Here is a 16,749-nt window from a genome sequence, read left to right on the forward strand (position 1 = left end):
AGAAAGTCGCAGCATTCATAACGATAGCAATATTTCGCTTTCCTTTCAGTTGTGAGATATCTATTTATCTAGTTGCCACCCTTACTATTATAGGTTGATCTGGATTTAAATAAAAACTTGCCTGGAAAACCCATAAAACGTATATACAGAGAGAGTTTGACATCGTTTTACCTATTTTTTTGATATAATCTGAGTTTGGAGCATTTTTGCTCGGTATATTTTCCTTTACCTGTCTATGTTTGAGCATTATTTATGTCTCAAAAATGTTTAAGTATTGATAATCACCGAACACTATTTTTAATAATTTTCCAAAAAGAAAATTTAAAAAAATAAAATTAATAATTAAATATAATGTGTGATGCAAGTCACTACCTTTTATGCCCAATTTTAGCAGACCACAAAGTTTGTTCAAGAACAGCGATCGCTAACTGGTTAAGAATTTCTGGTACTTGCGCCATTGATGGTTTTTATTGAATTAAAAAAGGTGCCAGCTTGGGGAGTGTTTTTGATTTTAGCGCGAGAATTAGCGATCGCTGGTTGGCGGGTGAATCAAACGACGATTACGGGGGCAAATATTTGGGGTAAACTCAAAACTGTTAGTCAAATAGTTGCGATCGCACTTTTGATTGCGCCTCTGGGTGAAGTGTGGCAAAGTTCCTCTGTGATTGCCTTTTGGATTTCTGTGTCCCTGACTTTAATATCTGGCGGTATTTATCTTTTGCCGCAAAAAGCCAGCACTGCTGATTGAAAACATCTACTGTATCGTCCCTGTAGGTCTGAGATTTTCTCAGATAATCATGACAAAATACTTGTGATAACCCCAATATAGTATTGTAATTCAGTGGTCGATGGAAGATAAAAAGTACATTGTCAGCCTACCTGAGTTTGGCCCTTATGCACACACTCATGGAAATACCTACGCGGATGCTCTCAATAATGGTGAGCAAGTGCTAGAACTTTTAATTGAACGATTACCAAGCACAAGCAAAACCACTACCGGAGCCTTTAACTGCAAACGTTCCTTTTCGGTTTGTGCAATCCTCACCCTAATTATAGGAACACTCCGGTAATTTCAAAAATTATTCAACAAAATTTTATAGGAGTTATGAGGTATAGTTCTTATTCTTAACTCCTGTACAGACGTGATTAATCGCGTTTCTCCAAACCCCTAACTTTTTTCATGCCATCCAAAATCTTACCACCGCCTCTGAAACCTGGAGACTTACTACGAGTAATTACCCCTAGTGGTGCTTTGCGAGAATTTAAAGCATTTGAACGGAGTGTAGAAATTTGGCGATCGCGTGGTTATCGAGTAGAAATCAGTCCTCAGATACATGACAAATGGGGTTATCTGGCTGGCACAGACGAAACCCGCCGTCACCAATTAGCAGCAGCATGGCAAGATCCTGATTGTCGCGGTATTCTCTGTGCCAGAGGCGGTTTTGGTAGCACCCGCATTTTAGAAGATTGGAATTGGCAACAAAACTCAGCCCTTCCCAAGTGGCTTATAGGCTTTTCTGATATCACAGCTTTATTGTGGAGCCTTTATATAGCAGGAATTTCTGGCGTTCACGCTCCCGTGCTGACGACTTTGGTAGATGAGCCAGATTGGTCAGTTGAGCGATTATTCGATTCAGTAGAAGGTCGTCCTCTCGCCCCTCTCAAAGGTTGCGGGTGGGGTGGTGGCGTAGTAACTGGCACTTTATTGCCAGGTAATCTCACGGTGGCAACTAACCTTTTAGCTACACCAATCCTGCCACATCTGGATGGGGTAATTCTGGCGTTGGAAGATATTACAGAAGCACCTTATCGCATTGACAGGATGCTGACACAGTGGCGTTTGAGTGGTGCTTTGTCTCAAGTCTGCGGTATTGCTTTGGGCGGTTTTACTCGCTGTGAAGCACCGCCAACTGTGTCTAGCTTTAGTGTAGAAGAAGTATTGCGCGATCGCTTGGGTGATTTGGGGATTCCTGTTGTATCTAACCTACCTTTTGGTCATGATAGTCCGAATGCTGCGTTACCAGTAGGTGTGGAGGTAACCTTAGATGCGGAACAGGGAATATTAGAGATTACATCATAATTTGCCGCAATGAGATCATAGGGTTTTTGTATTCATAGATATCAACTATAATTTCAAGGAGCCAATCAACCAATCTCAAATACGCCTAAACTGAATTTGGCAATATTTTTTTTAATTTTGACCTGGAACTAATTTATATGTCACAAGATCAACAAACATCTACCCGTAACACTTTTGCAGAAATATAGAACTCATATTTGATTGCGTGAAAAAAACTCAGTACACCTTTATTCCTTCTTCTCAGTGCATCGCTCAATACTTGGTGAAAAGTCTTTTTGCGTCTAAGTTTTATCATCTGTTGATGTCCTAATCACCAAGGCTTTTGCTATAATTAACTACTAGCATTGGTAAGAATTCCTACAAGCACTCGCACTAATTCTTCCAAACCTTCTGGAACGCGATAAAGTTTTATATCTTGCATGACCCGTTTATCTTGCCGATAAAATATCCCAAATCGCCAATCTTCTCCATTTGTTACAGCACCATACAAAGTTGGTGTTTGAGAATCTGTCCATTGGTCGAGTGCTATCAATTCAATTGCAAGTTGAGTAAACCCCCGGCTTAAATCGGATTGCTTGGCTTCAACTACTAACAGTGAATTGGAAGATGAAATATAGTAATCAAAACTTCCTTTGAGTTGTTCGCTAACATTAATGGGGTACTCAATGTTCAGTTGAGTTTGCGTTTGGTCGCAAATTTCTAACAAAATAGGAGCAATTAAAACTTCACGCTTTGCAGCTTCACTGATAGGATTTACGCGTATGATATTGCGCTGTAAGTAACGCTGCAAAAACTCTAAATAGTGAATTCTACCTGAATATTGTGGTAGTTGTAACGATACGCGTTCGTAACTACATCCCAGTTCCGCCAAGATATCTGCTGGGGTATATGGTAATTCAAAATACTTACTAAATGTATAACTTTGACCGGGTTGGATAATGCGCGGGCGAGTCATAAACTTTAAGGTTATGGAATATATTGATAAAAGTCAGCGATAAACTCCAGTTTTGCGATGTAAATTTCTTTTCAATGTACACAAGCCAATTGCTGGTATGGCTCCCAAAATCACTGCTGTAAGTCCTTGTCCACTCCAATATAATATGGGAGTACGGTAGGTTTCTGGAATTAAATTTTGCATAATAAAAAGCAACCAAACCAAAATAGTGATCAAAAAGAAAGAGATTGAGGGTAAAAAATTCCACCACCAAATGTCTGCTGTATATCGCCTCAATACCAGCCATTGGCAAATACCTAGCCAAATTCCAGAAATAATATAAGCGATCGCAGACAGAAATTCAAAAATAAAAGTCTGCTCAAGAGATAAAGTTTCATTTAACGATGTGGCAATACTTGAAATATAGTTAATCCAGGCTGTAGAAACGCCGTTGGCAATCAGCCAACCTACACTAGTAGCAAATAGCCACTGCCAACCCGGTAAATATCGGTAAAGGACAAGGGCTTGATCAGCAGCAAAAATCACGGCAAATACAACATTGCTGAGACTTCTGACCAAAATGCCCCATGTTTGGGGTTGGATTGCAATGCTAGGTGAGGTTTGGAGAATAATTTTCTCTAAAGCGATACCGGCAATGCCACCCACAACCCATCCGATCAGGGTCATTAAAGTAAACTGAATAAAGAACCTCTGTCGCTGCGATCGCGGAATCAAAAATTTTCCTGGGTTAGGATCATTATTAGCAGATGCAACATGATCGGAACTGTTAGAGTCAGTTTGCATATCAAGTTAGGGGACTAGGGAGTAGGGAGAGCAGGAAAATAGGGGAGCAGGGGGAGAATAACTAATGCCCAGTGCCCAATCCTCAATTAAATATTGATTCTTGTTTTACCCTATTTCTCAATCGCCAGTCCCTATTTTCCATTCCCCACTGGCCACTCGCAACTTCCCCAAGGCGAGGATATTATGTCAATAATAGCAATTGCCTAGGAACAAAACCCAACATTTCGGGGGCTTTGTTGGATTGCACTTTGCTTAACCCAACAAAGCAATTTTTCACAAAGCCAAGCGTATTGATGTTGTTTTGCATCTGAATGGGAACCGCTATATTGCTAAAGATTTAGGGGTAGCCCATCGTAGACATCGCTTTGAGTCTCGCAAACTAAACCAAACGAGAAATGCTGATTTTTTTGTTGGTTCTTAACTTTGGTTGCGATCAAGAGTAATTTAGATGCGTTTGTCCTGCCCACTACAATTACACAACAACCTTCACATAATCTTTAAATATATTTTAGTATATACACCGTATCTTTTGCGAGTGATAAAAATAAAAATAGGATTATAAAGCATCAAGATAAATTTATAATCTTTGAGCTTTTTATACCCAACAAAACTCATCTACAAATACCTAATAATATTTGTGATTTTCTTCTAGCTTGTTGGAGTAATAAAACTATGTTTTTGTAACTAGTTTTTCAGGAAAACCCAGTCTTAATTATCTTTATTTTTTTCAAGGTTTATTACTAGAATGCTGCAAAAATTATCCTTGGCTTTCGTCGGAACAACTGCTGTGATCATGAGTGCAAATCCAGCTAGTGCCGTAACTCTACAAGTCAACAGTGGCCCGTTTACTAGCTACGCTAATGCCAAAACTGTCACATTTGATGATGGCACAGCAAATGATCCTAATGGATTTGTTACTTACTCTAATATTACTACTAACATTGTTGAAGGTAGCAAATCTGGGCAATACGCTTCACCTTATGGGGATAACACCAAATTTCTCACAATTGCTCCAGTAGGTAGTAATGTTGCAGGTGCCACTGGTTTTGTCAATATTAACTTCAAAGAAGCTGTTGATTACTTCGGTTTTTATGCAGGTTCATTGGATGATTACAATTATGTTGACATTTACAAAGGTAATCAATTGTTAAAGACTTTTAGTGGTACAGATGTACCAAATGCTATAGCTAATGGTAGTTGGACTAGCTCTCAAGCTAATATGTTTATCAATCTTGTAGCTGATACAGGAGAAACATTTGACCGAGTTGTGATGCGCTCAAATGGTGTTGCCTTTGAAACAGATAACCACGCCTATAGACTAGCCAGCGTTCCTGAACCTAATGCGATGTTAGGTGTGTTAGCAATAGGTGCTTGTGGTATGATGTCACTCTTCAAACGCTCACAACATAAAGCGACAGTGAAAGGATAAATTTATCAGGATACCTGTTGAAAACCCTTAAGGATGTGTCTCTACGCCATACGTAGAGACACATTTGTTATTTGTCATGGAGTTTTCCTCATGCGTTCCCTTGATGCAGAAGTGAGAGGTGCATTTCTATGTGAGACTCAAAGCGATGATTTCACCGGAGAAGCCAAAAAAAACAATAATTTGTCGCCCTTGCTGGCATTAATACTGTAGTCAAGCCAACCGATCGCTTAGATCCAATAATCAAAATATTATAAAATATTACTATTATGCCCTGCTATTCACCTTTTCCTGAAAACCTGCTGGAAAAGCGTAATCCCAGAATGATAAGCTAAACAGTGGCATAACTAGGATGAATTAATAAATGGGTGTTTATTCAACGACTCCTCATCTCTTACGGGCTGCTCGTGGTGAAGTAGTAGATCGTCCCCCTGTATGGATGATGCGACAAGCGGGACGATATATGAAAGCATATCGAGACTTAAGAGAAAAGTATCCTTCGTTTCGCGATCGCTCCGAAATTCCAGAAGTAGCAATTGAAGTTTCCTTGCAACCCTGGAGAGCCTTCCAACCAGACGGAGTAATTTTATTTTCTGATATTGTCACGCCATTACCTGGTTTGGGCATTGACATGGATATTGCCGAAGGAAAAGGGCCAATCATTCACTCGCCCCTCCGCACTCAAGAACAAATTGAACGTCTGCATCCTTTAGAACCAGAAGCAGCTCTACCATTTATCAAGACAATCTTACAAGCACTGCGTTCTGAAGTAGGCGATAAATCAACGGTGTTGGGCTTTGTGGGTGCGCCGTGGACTTTAGCAGCTTATGCAGTTGAGGGAAAAGGTTCCAAAACCTATTCCATCATCAAAAACATGGCATTTTCAGACCCGACGATATTGCATCAACTATTAGCTAAATTAGCAGATGCGATCGCCATCTATGCCCGTTACCAAATCGACTCTGGTGCTCAAGTTGTGCAAATGTTCGATTCTTGGGCGGGCCAATTGAGTCCTCAAGATTATGACACCTTTGCTCTCCCCTATCAGCAGAGGGTTTTCCAGCAAGTCAAGCAAACCCATCCTGATACACCTTTGATTTTGCTAGTTAGCGGTAGTGCGGGTGTGTTGGAAAGAATGGCACAATCTGGCGCTGATATAGTCAGTGTAGACTGGGCTGTAGATATGGCAGACGCACGAGCCAGATTGGGTAAACAAGTCAAAGTTCAAGGAAATCTTGACCCAGGCGTGCTATTTGGCTCTAAACAGTTTATCCGCGATCGCATTCTCGATACCGTTCGCAAAGCTGGTAATTGGGGTCACATTCTCAATCTCGGTCACGGTGTCTTACCAGAAACTCCAGAAGAAAATGTTGCTTTCTTCTTTGAAACAGCAAAGGAATTGAATCTTGCAGGAGTTAAGGGTTAGGAGTTATGAGTTATGAGTTATGAGTTAGGAGTTATTAAATTATCAGTCGTGAGGTACAGAGTTATTTTTAACTCCTCAGTTCTAACTCCTAACTTTATTTTTAACTCCTGATTCGGAACTTTTAACTTCATTTTTAACTCTTCACTTTTAACTCCTAAATTTTGATAAATTCTCTATGAGCCAGAAACGGATTTTAGTGACTGGTGCAAGTGGTTGTATAGGTCATTATTTAACAGAAGCCTTAATTAAGGAAACAGATCACGAACTGTATCTACTAGTTAGAAACCCAAGTAAACTGCAAATTGATACCAAGACACGTTCAGGTATCAACGTTTTACAAGGTAATATGCAAAATATTCACCAGTTTGCCGATTTGCTATCGACAATTGATACGGCGGTACTCACAGCCACAGCTTGGGGTGGTGATGAGACATTTGATATTAATGTGATCAAGACTATAAAGTTGCTGGAACTCTTAGATCCAGAACGTTGCCAGCAGGTGATTTATTTTTCGACAGCTAGCGTTTTGGATCGGTACAATCAACCATTAAAAGAAGCTGGTGAAATTGGGACAGATTACATCCGTTCCAAATATGACTGCTTACAGAAAAAAGAAAAATTAGCGATCGCACCCAAAATTACCACAGTATTTCCTACTTTAGTATTGGGCGGTGATGCCAATAAACCTTATTCTCACCTCACATCTGGCATTCCAGAAGTTACGAAATATATTAATTTGATTCGCTTTCTAGAAGCAGATGGCAGTTTTCACTTTATTCACGGAGGAGATATTGCTACTGTCGTGCGATATTTAATTGATCATCCTGTGGAAAAGGATCAACCACGTCGGTTGGTTTTAGGTCAAGCACCGTTAACTGCTAATCAAGCAGTGGAAGAAGTTTGTACTTATCTGGGCAAAAAGATTTACTTTCGCATTCCCATATCTATAGCTTTAGCTAATTTAATTATTGTTCTGTTCCGCATTCAGATGGCTGCTTGGGATCGGTTTTGCATGAACTATCGGCATTTTACCTATGAAAATTTTATCAATCCCGATAGTTTCGGCTTGCCAAATTATTGTGCAACCATGAGTGATGTTTTAAAAATTAGTGGCGTTAAAGGTGTGAAGTAGGATATTTGACACTTTTAACATTGGGGCAAAAACATCTCATACCAAATCAAGGATATTTAAGAAATTAGCAAAAGCTTGCGTAAGCACAGGCTGTCAGTAAAAAAAATCAGGCAATATTGCTATGAGTATGTATAAATTAACCAGAATGTTAAGATAGAACAACTTTAATAAAAAGTCAATAGGTCTTAATTTTCGTTAAAGTGGGATAACAATCAAAGTGTGAGGATTGATACTAGATGCGAATCTTGTTAGTGTATCCGATATTTCCCAAAACCTTTTGGTCTTATGAAAAAATCTTGGAGTTAGTCGATCGCAAGGTTTTATTACCACCTCTGGGTTTAGTAACAGTAGCTGCGATTTTGCCCCAAGAATGGGAATTTAAGCTGGTCGATCGCAACATTCGCCCTGCAACAGAAGCAGAATGGGCATGGGCCGATGTAGTAATTCTCTCTGCGATGATTGTCCAGAAACAAGATTTACTTGAGCAAATTCAGGAAGCAAAAAAACGTGGCAAGCTAGTCGCAGTTGGCGGCCCCTACCCAACCTCTGTACCTCACGAAGTTGAAAATGTTGGCGCAGATTTTCTAATTCTGGATGAAGGGGAAATCACTCTCCCCATGTTTATTGAGGCAATTCAACGCGGTGATACATCTGGGACTTTCCGCGCCACAGAAAAACCTGATGTGACAAGCACACCAATACCCCGGTTTGATTTATTAGAATTGAATGCTTATGACATGATGTCGGTGCAATTTTCGCGTGGATGTCCCTTCCAGTGCGAATTTTGCGACATTATTGTTCTCTACGGGCGCAAACCGCGCACCAAAGCCCCAGCCCAACTTTTAGCAGAATTAGATTACCTCTACGAATTGGGTTGGCGGCGGGGTGTGTTCATGGTGGATGATAACTTTATTGGCAACAAACGAAATGTGAAATTGTTGCTGAAAGAGTTAAAAGTCTGGATGGCAGAACATAAGTATCCCTTCCGGTTTGACACTGAAGCTTCAGTTGACTTGGCACAAGACTCAGAAATGTTGGAGTTGATGGTTGAGTGCGGTTTCTCGGCGGTGTTTTTGGGAATCGAAACGCCGGATGAGGATAGTTTGCAAATGACCAAGAAGTTTCAAAATACTCGCAGTTCCCTAACTGAGGCAGTGCAAACCATCACCAAAGCGGGATTGCGCCCAATGGCTGGGTTTATTATTGGGTTTGATGGTGAAAAAGCAGGTGCAGGCGATCGCATTGTCCGCTTTGCAGAACAAGCAGCTATTCCCTCTACTACCTTTGCAATGTTGCAAGCGTTACCTAACACTGCACTTTGGCATCGCCTGAAAAAAGAAGGACGACTACGGGAAAATCAAGATGGGAACATCAACCAAACAACATTGATGAACTTCTTGCCCACACGTCCTTTGGAAGAACTGGCAAGAGAATATATTGAAGCATTCTGTACTTTATACGACCCAGTACAGTACTTAGATCGTACCTATCGCTGTTTCTTGATGATGGGTTTGCCAAGTTGGAAAGCACCAGCGAAAATGCCAGAGTGGATAGTTGTGAAAGCTTTGCTAATTGTAATTTGGCGACAAGGAATTAAACGCGAAACCCGTTGGAAATTCTGGCATCATTTATTTAGCATTCTTAAGCGTAACCCTGGAGTTATTGAGCATTACATCTCTGCTTGCGCCCACAACGAGCATTTTCTAGAGTATCGCCAAATAGTGCGCGATCAAATTGAAAGTCAGCTAGCTGAATATTTGGCACAAGGTGCAGAAACGCCTTATGTGCTAGTGAAGGAAAAAGTAGAGGAAAAAGCTGAAGCGGTAGTCAGTTAGTTTCATTGGAAAATAACAAGTGATATCATGTCCGCTTGATTACTTGTTAAACCCTAAGAACCCCACCCCGCCAAAGCTGCGCTTTGTCTCCCCTCCCGGCTCTTCGGGAGGGGTTGTTTTATTATGGGTAATTTGGCGGACATGATATTATCTACCGCGATCGCGTTCTAAATCATCAATCACTTTTTGCAAATACCAATCGTCTGACATCCCAGGATGGTAATCTTGCTTCTGCTGAATTAATCGTTCGGCAATTTCCCAATATCCGCCAACCATTCGCAAAAGTCGCTGACGTAGTAGGTTATATTTTTGCTTTTTTGACTCTGGACTAAATTTTTGGATTTTTTCTAGGCTACTTAATACTTGTTGATAATTTACCCAGTCTTCTTGTTCACAAAAAATACTCGCCGCCCGTTGATAATCTTCCAGGGCATTTTGCATTTCTTCTATGCAAGTATAGGCAATGCCGCGATTGTAGTAAGCTTGAGCATCATTAGGATTTATTTGCAGCGCTTGGGTGTAATCTTGAATTGCACCGAGATAATTACCCATTGTCCGATAGGCATTGCCTCTGGCAATATAGACTAAGTGATCTTCGGGTTGCATCTGGAGTGCTTGGTTGAGGTCTGCGATCGCTCCTGGATGATCGCCCAATATAGAACGGGCTTTACCTCGGTTGCGATAGACAATGGCATCTTGAAAATTTAATCGCAATGCTTGATTAAAATCTGCGATCGCTTCTCGATAATTGCCCATTTTGCAACGCACAACCCCACGACAGCAGTAAGCTTGGGCATCTTGTGCATCGGCTTTTAATACCCAGTTTAAATCAGCTAGTGCCTCTTGCGTATCTCCCTTTTCAGCCTTTTCTAATAATTGGGTAAAATATTCATTTGTGGATAGAATGGGCGCATTTGGAGAACGTGATTGCTCTACAACAGGTAATTCTTGGGGTTGTAGCTGTTTAATTTGTTCCAGACATAGACGACAATTGTCTTTATCCTGTTGTTCTAGATATAATTGTGCAGCTTTTTTAAAATTAGCGATCGCGTCTTGAATATAACCCTGTTTGCGCCGCACTATCCCCCGCAGATTATAAGCAGGAGCATAATTGAGATTGAGACGAATAGCGCGTTCAACATCGTCTAGCGCCCCCGGTAAATTTTTCAGCCCCACCCTAGCCAATCCACGACAATAATATGCCTCTACACTCTCAGGATTCAGCTTTAGGGCTTCGGTATAATCTGAAACAGCCTTAAGGATTGCTCCTGAGTCATAATGTGCCAAACCCCGTTGCAAGTAAGCTTCGGTAAAGTAAGGTGTCAGTTGTAAAGCATGGTTAAATTCCTCAATTGCTCCAGCGTAGTCTTTTCGCCTAGCCTTTTCCAATCCTCTATTGTAGAATTTGTCATTCATGGCATTTGTTTGGTTGATTCAGTTAGTTGAATTCCATCACGCTTGTTTCGTAGCCTCATTTATACACTCACCTTTAATATTTTAAGTATTCAGCGTGTCTTTGCTTCATTCTCCTGTATTAAAAAATGTATCAATAAAAATCTGTGCTTACTCTATCAGGATGATTATTTATAATTCAAAATAAAAAAAACTGGGGAAATGATATATTCAATTCCCCATATCTCTTAGATTGTAAAATATTTACAGTTAACTAGAATTATTCTGAAAGTAAGCTAGGAGAAGTCAGTACAAAAATATCCCAACTTCCTTGAGCGTCAGTTTGTGGTTTTATGGGATTGGCGAAATGGAAAAACTCATGGTCATTTACCAATAAAAGTTCTCCCGGATTTAGAACTTTGCTAAACACAGGTTTTTCTCTTTTGGCAGTATATAAATGTGTTTCTCCACCTTTAATATTATCTCTATCTACTGAAAATATACCAATAAAATCAGTACCATCTTGATGGATACCTTCAGGGGCTGGATTAGCAAAATTATCTGGCGAACAAATAATTCTAATTTGATGAACTCCGATTTCAGCTTCCGGATGAAGTTTACAAGAATCGCTAAATGCTAAGACAAGATTTCTAAAAATATCAAGTTCTATGAGTGCATCATCTAATTCTGCAAACTCTCTTTTTATGTCACCCGCTAATGGATTATAATCTTTGCTTTGAAAGAAGTAGCCATGAGGTAATTTGATTAACTGATTACCAGAAACTGTGAACCGAGATAATCTCCTCTGACGATAGTTGCCTTTGATATAAGGGTCAATAGGCATATTACTAAAAAATGGCTTGAAACCTTCTAGATTTATCGAATTTACCTTTCTCAGAGTAAACAGAAAAGCATATTCTAATTCCGTTGCTGTACCCACTTTTTGCATAGGATTTACCTCCTTGCATATTGAAATCCTCCCAGATTTTTCTTTATGGGAGGCTTATAATACTTAGTATATGCTACTTTATATTACTATGTTGTCAATTTAACTACAATAAATCGCATTTTATGATATATACAGTTATTCAATTTCTGTTATGGGGCAGAGTAGCTGTTGAAAAGATTTGCTGTTGAGAAGTAGGTGGGTAAGGTATCGACGTATATTTACTAACAGCAACAAGGTTTTACAATGATAGATTGGCTTTACCGTTACCCACCTTTGTATCCAGGTATTCTGCTAAAACGCTACAAGCGGTTTTTTGCTGAGGTTCAACTTACTTCTGGCGAAATAGTGACAGCACATTGTCCAAATACAGGGCCAATGACTGGAGTATCGACTCCCCAAAGTGCTGTACAGCTTTCCAAAAGCGATAATCTTAACCGCAAATTGGCTTACACTTTAGAACTAATTCAGGTACATGACAACGAGCCGACTTGGGTAGGCATAAATACTTTTTTGCCCAATCGGGTGGTAAAGCTAGCTTTGGCGAAACATCTTTTCCCAGAATTGGGCGGCTATAGCCAAGTCAAAGGCGAGGTGGTTTATGGGCTAGATAAAAAAAGTCGAGTGGATTTTTTCTTGATGGGGAGTGATGAGGAACGCCCAATTTATTTAGAAGTGAAAAATACAACTTTGTCTGATGGGAGACTAGCTTTATTTCCCGACACGGAGACTACAAGAGGACAAAAGCACTTGCGAGAACTAATGGCGCTGCTACCTCTAACTCGTGCGGTGATGCTTTACTTTATCAATCGCAGTGATTGTACTGAGTTTTCCCCTGGCGATCGCACAGATCCTGTATATGGTAAATTATTACGGGATGCGATCGCTCTTGGTTTAGAAGTCTTACCTTGCCGTTTTGATATTTCCCCTGAAGGTATTCGTTATTTGGGTTTGGCGAAACTAAAAATTTGATTACACCTAATGAAATCTAAACGCGGGAAACAATAAATCCATCTAGATACTGTCTAGATGGATTTATTGATAGTTGCTGTTTACTAAAAAACATTCAACCAGACTGTAATGGAAAAACGACTATAGGTAGTCGCCGCGCCACAAATAGCATTTGCTATTCTGACGTTTGCTTATGCAGGAATCAAAACTGTGTCAATTACGTGGATGACACCGTTATCAGCATCAACATCTGCCGTTGCAACAGTTGCATCATTGATTTTAACGCCATTAGAAGCGTCAATTTTTACATCTGAACCTTCAACTGTTGTAGCTGTTTTCAGCTTAACTACATCAGCAGCCAGTACCTTTCCTGAGACTACATGATAAGTCAAGATTTTGGTGAGCTTTGGAATATCTTGAAGTAATGAGTCTACTGTACCTGCTGGAAGCTTATTAAACGCTTCATCAGTAGGTGCAAAGACGGTAAATGGCCCGGGGCCTTTGAGTGTATCTACTAGACCGGCTGCTTGGATTGCTGCAACTAGTGTTGTGAAAGAACCATTATTAGCGGCGGTGTCAACTATGTTGGCCATGTACTTTACCTACTTCTGTGTAACTTGTTACAAATCTAAACTATTTATTTAATAAAATCTATCTATCGTTAGACGTATGTAAAATCAAATTTCTTATTGATACCATAAAAGATTGTATATATTTTTATACAAGTAGAGAATTATATGTAGATTGTCTGAGCGGATGAGCTATAGACACTCCTGGATGCGTAGTTTACCGCAGCAAGTCCAATACCAACAAAGTTATTTAGCTGGATAATTAAAAGTATTTTATTGGTATAAGTAGAGTTTTAGATATTTATAAAATATATGTCAATTTTATTATAAAATCTTTACTGAGCAAGCAATGCAGGATTTTTAGAGAACTAAAATGCACTTGCACAAGCTTTTTGTCAGGATTTGCTAACCAAAAAAGTTGGTAATAAGCATATTTAACTGATATTATTTCATCACTAAATACATTTCACTCGTTGTTTGTGTAATTCCACTTGGAAATAATAAACGACCCATCACATTAATGCTTTTAGCAATTGTGATTGGCTGTTTATTTCCAATAGGACTTACGCGCAGTGGCTCGCCTCAAAAAGTTGGCTCTTAGGGTTCTCCCTTATTTAATGAGACTTCTAGGTAATATTTTCCCCAAACCATAACTTTCATGAACAGAAGAAGACTTATTGCTTGGATTGCTACAGCAGTTACCAGCATGATGCTGGTAATAGGCTCTCAGTTTGTCAATTTCTCACCAGCACAATCTGCAACCACACTTAACGTGTTTGCGGCTGTCAGCTTAACAAACGCACTGAATGCCATAAAGACTCAGTACCAAAATGCTAACCCAAGCGTCAATGTTGTTTATACGTTTGGTGCTTCTGGTACCTTACTGAGTCAAATACAAGGAGGAGCTCCAGCAGATATTTTCATTTCTGCTGCCACCGATCAAATAGATGTCTTGCAGAATTCAAGCCCAAGTAAATTGGTAGCAGGTAGCCGTAAGAATATTGTCAGAAATCGTCTAGTTTTGATTGCCCCTACGACATCTCCTAGTCCTGGTAGTGCTGCTCTTAACAGCATCAATGGTTTGACCAACGCCAATATTAGAGGCATTGCCATAGGTGACTATACAGGTACTCCGCCAGTTGTGCCAGCAGGGGATTATGCCAAACAAGTTCTCACTAGCCGAGGTATTTTCAATACTGTCAGTCCCAAATTGGTTCTTGGAAGCAATGTGCGTAACGTTTTAACTGCTGTTGAAAACAAAACTCTTGCAAATAAGACTATTGATGCAGGTTTTGTTTACAGAACTGATGCTCTTATTTCTAACAAGGTGAGAATCGCAGACACTGCCCTCACAACAGAGAGCAATGCGATTGTCTATCCACTGGGTATACTCACCAGAAGTACAGTTAGATCGACGGCACAGAGTTTTTCTAACTACTTAAGTAGTACTACTGCCCAGAATATCTTCAAAAATACTTATGGGTTTATCCTGCCTTAATCACCACAAAGTAAATCAACTAGTCGTTGTCGTGAATTTTGAACTATTTGGAGTCATGTCTTGTGAAGTTCACTAAAAAACTCTCAATTATTGTTTGTAGTTTGACCACTGCCTTTTTTCATACTGCTGTGATTACCAATACTTATAAATCAGTGGCACAAGCAGAAGGACAAGAACTGATTATCAACGGAAGCTTTGAAAACGACGCTCTTGTAGATCCTAACGATCCCACCGCTCCAAATCCTAATGTTATGGGATGGACTAAGTCTGGCGATCCTATGGATATATCAGGTATTAGAATCAGTAACTTTCCTAACACTGGTAATCAAGGTTTATCGCTGAGTGGATTTTCTGACATTAGCTACATATCACAGACTATCCCTACAGTTAAGGGTCAAAACTACCAACTTACTTACTATTTCGCATCCATAGAAGAACCACCTGATCTGAAGAATAAATTTCAGGTTTTTATCGGTGACAAGAAGGTTTTTGTTAGTCAAAATACTCCTTTTCAACCTTACACAAAATACACCATATCTTTCAAAGCGAAAGGAGAATCCACAGAGATAAAGTTTGGTTACAAAGCCAAGGATGCGTTTTTATTCTTGGATGATGTAAGCGTCCAATCTATACTTTAACATCAAGGAGAAAACTATGGTGATGAAGTCATAGATGATGAGAATGACTAAACCATAGATATAAGCCAAACAATGTCTGGCTCTATAGTGTCGATAATGCCACTAAAATTCATCTAATTAACAAACTCCATCATTGGTTTACACAGAGAGATGGGCTTGAGTATGTGAATTATTATCCATATCAATCAATAGCTAACTGTTATAAACCAAAATAAAGTTTTTAGTTTTATTGACACTATTTAGAGCCAGCATGAATGTAACTATCAACTTGTTTTAAACCTTGTCATAATTTTGAATTATTTGGAGTCAAGTTTTATGAACTTCACTAAAAAACTCTCAATTATTGTTTTTAGTTTTACTACTACCTTAATTAGCACTGCTGTAATTACTAATACTTATAATGCAGCAGTACAAGCGGCAGAACTTGTTAAAAACGGAAGCTTTGAACTAGATCCCCTTGTAGATCCTAACAATCCCAACGCTACAAATCCTAATATTACAGACTGGACTAAGTCTGGTGATCAGATGGATATATCAGGGATAAGAATAAGCAATTTTCCTGAGTATAATAGTGGTAATCAGGGCTTATCACTTAGTGGATTTCTAGGCCTCAGCTACATATCACAGACGCTTTCTACCCAACCTGGTCAGCAATACGAACTTAGTTACTATTTAGCATCTATAGATGAGGCCCCTGACCTTGATAATCAATTTCAGACATTTGTAGGTGGAAATAAGATTTTTGATCAAGAAGATATTTCTTTTCAACCATACACGCCATATAAGTTTAATTTCACGGCAGACGCATCATCCACAGAGTTAAAGTTTGGAAATTGGGATAGAAAGGGATTCTTATTCTTAGATAATGTGAGTGTAAAACCTGTGCCTGAGCCATCAACAATTGGAGGAGTAGCAGTTGCTGTGTCCATAGGAATATGGCTGAAGAAAAAGAAGGCAATTAGCTAGAAAGAATAGCCCTTTTTTGTCACTTTCGGAAAAAAATAGAGCGATCTCTACACAATCTAAATAAAAAAGGTGCATCTCGTAGAGAAGCGTTAGGAAGTCTTGTCTGTGATACGCTCTTGCGTTAGAGCGTCATACCCCTTACCGTTCCATAG

General features: G+C 39.5%; 15 protein-coding genes and 1 pseudogene. 11 read left to right on the plus strand and 5 right to left on the minus strand.

Annotated elements, in window-relative coordinates; genetic code table 11:
- Positions 1-436 precede the first annotated feature (436 nt).
- From ACFFAP_RS10370 to ACFFAP_RS10380, 3 genes and pseudogenes are all read left to right on the plus strand, one after another.
- Positions 437-748 (plus strand): annotated as a pseudogene (locus ACFFAP_RS10370) (CDP-alcohol phosphatidyltransferase family protein); the annotation flags it as partial.
- A 100-nt stretch (positions 749-848) separates the two neighbouring features.
- Positions 849-1,070 (plus strand): type II toxin-antitoxin system HicB family antitoxin, encoded by a 222-nt coding sequence (locus tag ACFFAP_RS10375; RefSeq protein WP_375511134.1) that lies wholly within the window; start codon positions 849-851, stop codon positions 1,068-1,070.
- Positions 1,071-1,180: 110 nt separating this feature from the next.
- Entirely contained in the window at positions 1,181-2,080 is a 900-nt protein-coding gene (locus ACFFAP_RS10380) for an LD-carboxypeptidase (RefSeq protein ID WP_375511135.1), read from the plus strand.
- A 331-nt stretch (positions 2,081-2,411) separates the two neighbouring features.
- On the opposite strand, the gene ACFFAP_RS10385 is transcribed toward ACFFAP_RS10380, so the two are convergent.
- Both ACFFAP_RS10385 and ACFFAP_RS10390 read right to left on the minus strand, forming a co-directional pair.
- Positions 2,412-3,035, minus strand: a complete 624-nt coding sequence (locus ACFFAP_RS10385; protein WP_375511136.1) for a hypothetical protein — start codon at positions 3,033-3,035, stop codon at positions 2,412-2,414.
- A gap of 33 nt (positions 3,036-3,068) precedes the next feature.
- On the minus strand, positions 3,069-3,818 hold the full coding sequence (locus tag ACFFAP_RS10390) for a hypothetical protein (RefSeq protein ID WP_375511137.1): 750 nt from the start codon (positions 3,816-3,818) through the stop codon (positions 3,069-3,071).
- Between the two features lie 745 nt (positions 3,819-4,563).
- Between ACFFAP_RS10390 and ACFFAP_RS10395 the strand changes: the two genes are divergently transcribed.
- The 4 genes from ACFFAP_RS10395 (at position 4,564) to ACFFAP_RS10410 (ending at position 9,637) form a co-directional block, all read left to right on the plus strand.
- Positions 4,564-5,247 (plus strand): PEP-CTERM sorting domain-containing protein, encoded by a 684-nt coding sequence (locus ACFFAP_RS10395; protein ID WP_375511138.1) that lies wholly within the window; start codon positions 4,564-4,566, stop codon positions 5,245-5,247.
- Between the two features lie 361 nt (positions 5,248-5,608).
- Positions 5,609-6,670: a uroporphyrinogen decarboxylase gene (hemE, locus tag ACFFAP_RS10400; RefSeq protein WP_229490168.1), complete on the plus strand. Its 1,062-nt coding sequence runs from the start codon at positions 5,609-5,611 to the stop codon at positions 6,668-6,670.
- A 175-nt stretch (positions 6,671-6,845) separates the two neighbouring features.
- Entirely contained in the window at positions 6,846-7,802 is a 957-nt protein-coding gene (locus ACFFAP_RS10405; RefSeq protein ID WP_375511139.1) for an NAD-dependent epimerase/dehydratase family protein, read from the plus strand.
- Positions 7,803-8,038: 236 nt separating this feature from the next.
- Complete coding sequence (locus ACFFAP_RS10410) at positions 8,039-9,637, plus strand: B12-binding domain-containing radical SAM protein (protein WP_375511140.1); 1,599 nt, start codon at positions 8,039-8,041, stop codon at positions 9,635-9,637.
- A 147-nt stretch (positions 9,638-9,784) separates the two neighbouring features.
- Here ACFFAP_RS10410 and ACFFAP_RS10415 read toward each other — a convergent pair whose 3' ends face one another.
- Both ACFFAP_RS10415 and ACFFAP_RS10420 read right to left on the minus strand, forming a co-directional pair.
- Positions 9,785-11,053, minus strand: a complete 1,269-nt coding sequence (locus tag ACFFAP_RS10415; RefSeq protein WP_375511141.1) for a tetratricopeptide repeat protein — start codon at positions 11,051-11,053, stop codon at positions 9,785-9,787.
- Positions 11,054-11,309: 256 nt separating this feature from the next.
- Positions 11,310-11,978 carry a 2OG-Fe dioxygenase family protein gene (locus ACFFAP_RS10420; protein ID WP_375511142.1) on the minus strand — a complete coding sequence of 223 codons (669 nt, stop codon included), beginning with the start codon at positions 11,976-11,978 and terminating at the stop codon, positions 11,310-11,312.
- A 243-nt stretch (positions 11,979-12,221) separates the two neighbouring features.
- Here ACFFAP_RS10420 and sfsA point away from each other — a divergent pair, with 243 nt between their 5' ends.
- Positions 12,222-12,947 (plus strand): DNA/RNA nuclease SfsA, encoded by a 726-nt coding sequence (gene sfsA / locus ACFFAP_RS10425; protein ID WP_375511143.1) that lies wholly within the window; start codon positions 12,222-12,224, stop codon positions 12,945-12,947.
- 170 nt (positions 12,948-13,117) lie between these two features.
- Here the strand turns inward: sfsA and ACFFAP_RS10430 are convergent, their stop codons facing one another.
- Positions 13,118-13,519, minus strand: a complete 402-nt coding sequence (locus tag ACFFAP_RS10430) for a fasciclin domain-containing protein (RefSeq protein ID WP_375511144.1) — start codon at positions 13,517-13,519, stop codon at positions 13,118-13,120.
- 634 nt (positions 13,520-14,153) lie between these two features.
- Between ACFFAP_RS10430 and modA the strand changes: the two genes are divergently transcribed.
- The 3 genes from modA (at position 14,154) to ACFFAP_RS10445 (ending at position 16,597) form a co-directional block, all read left to right on the plus strand.
- Entirely contained in the window at positions 14,154-14,993 is an 840-nt protein-coding gene (modA, locus tag ACFFAP_RS10435; protein WP_375511145.1) for a molybdate ABC transporter substrate-binding protein, read from the plus strand.
- Between the two features lie 62 nt (positions 14,994-15,055).
- Positions 15,056-15,631 (plus strand): DUF642 domain-containing protein, encoded by a 576-nt coding sequence (locus tag ACFFAP_RS10440; protein WP_375511146.1) that lies wholly within the window; start codon positions 15,056-15,058, stop codon positions 15,629-15,631.
- Between the two features lie 315 nt (positions 15,632-15,946).
- Positions 15,947-16,597, plus strand: coding sequence for a PEP-CTERM sorting domain-containing protein (locus tag ACFFAP_RS10445; RefSeq protein WP_375511147.1), 651 nt, complete (start codon positions 15,947-15,949; stop codon positions 16,595-16,597).
- Positions 16,598-16,749 lie beyond the last annotated feature (152 nt).

Origin of the sequence: uncultured Nostoc sp., from assembly GCF_964245575.1 — a bacterium.
Taxonomy (GTDB): domain Bacteria; phylum Cyanobacteriota; class Cyanobacteriia; order Cyanobacteriales; family Nostocaceae; genus Nostoc.

Excerpts from the sequence above, each read along its gene's own strand:
- ACFFAP_RS10375 (WP_375511134.1), top strand. The coding sequence starts at position 849 with ATGGAAGATAAAAAGTACATTGTCAGCCTACCTGAGTTTGGCCCTTAT.
- ACFFAP_RS10380 (WP_375511135.1), top strand. The coding sequence starts at position 1,181 with ATGCCATCCAAAATCTTACCACCGCCTCTGAAACCTGGAGACTTACTA.
- ACFFAP_RS10385 (WP_375511136.1), bottom strand. The coding sequence starts at position 3,035 with ATGACTCGCCCGCGCATTATCCAACCCGGTCAAAGTTATACATTTAGT.
- ACFFAP_RS10390 (WP_375511137.1), bottom strand. The coding sequence starts at position 3,818 with ATGCAAACTGACTCTAACAGTTCCGATCATGTTGCATCTGCTAATAAT.
- ACFFAP_RS10395 (WP_375511138.1), top strand. The coding sequence starts at position 4,564 with ATGCTGCAAAAATTATCCTTGGCTTTCGTCGGAACAACTGCTGTGATC.
- hemE (WP_229490168.1), top strand. The coding sequence starts at position 5,609 with ATGGGTGTTTATTCAACGACTCCTCATCTCTTACGGGCTGCTCGTGGT.
- ACFFAP_RS10405 (WP_375511139.1), top strand. The coding sequence starts at position 6,846 with ATGAGCCAGAAACGGATTTTAGTGACTGGTGCAAGTGGTTGTATAGGT.
- ACFFAP_RS10410 (WP_375511140.1), top strand. The coding sequence starts at position 8,039 with ATGCGAATCTTGTTAGTGTATCCGATATTTCCCAAAACCTTTTGGTCT.
- ACFFAP_RS10415 (WP_375511141.1), bottom strand. The coding sequence starts at position 11,053 with ATGAATGACAAATTCTACAATAGAGGATTGGAAAAGGCTAGGCGAAAA.
- ACFFAP_RS10420 (WP_375511142.1), bottom strand. The coding sequence starts at position 11,978 with ATGCAAAAAGTGGGTACAGCAACGGAATTAGAATATGCTTTTCTGTTT.
- sfsA (WP_375511143.1), top strand. The coding sequence starts at position 12,222 with ATGATAGATTGGCTTTACCGTTACCCACCTTTGTATCCAGGTATTCTG.
- ACFFAP_RS10430 (WP_375511144.1), bottom strand. The coding sequence starts at position 13,519 with ATGGCCAACATAGTTGACACCGCCGCTAATAATGGTTCTTTCACAACA.
- modA (WP_375511145.1), top strand. The coding sequence starts at position 14,154 with ATGAACAGAAGAAGACTTATTGCTTGGATTGCTACAGCAGTTACCAGC.
- ACFFAP_RS10445 (WP_375511147.1), top strand. The coding sequence starts at position 15,947 with ATGAACTTCACTAAAAAACTCTCAATTATTGTTTTTAGTTTTACTACT.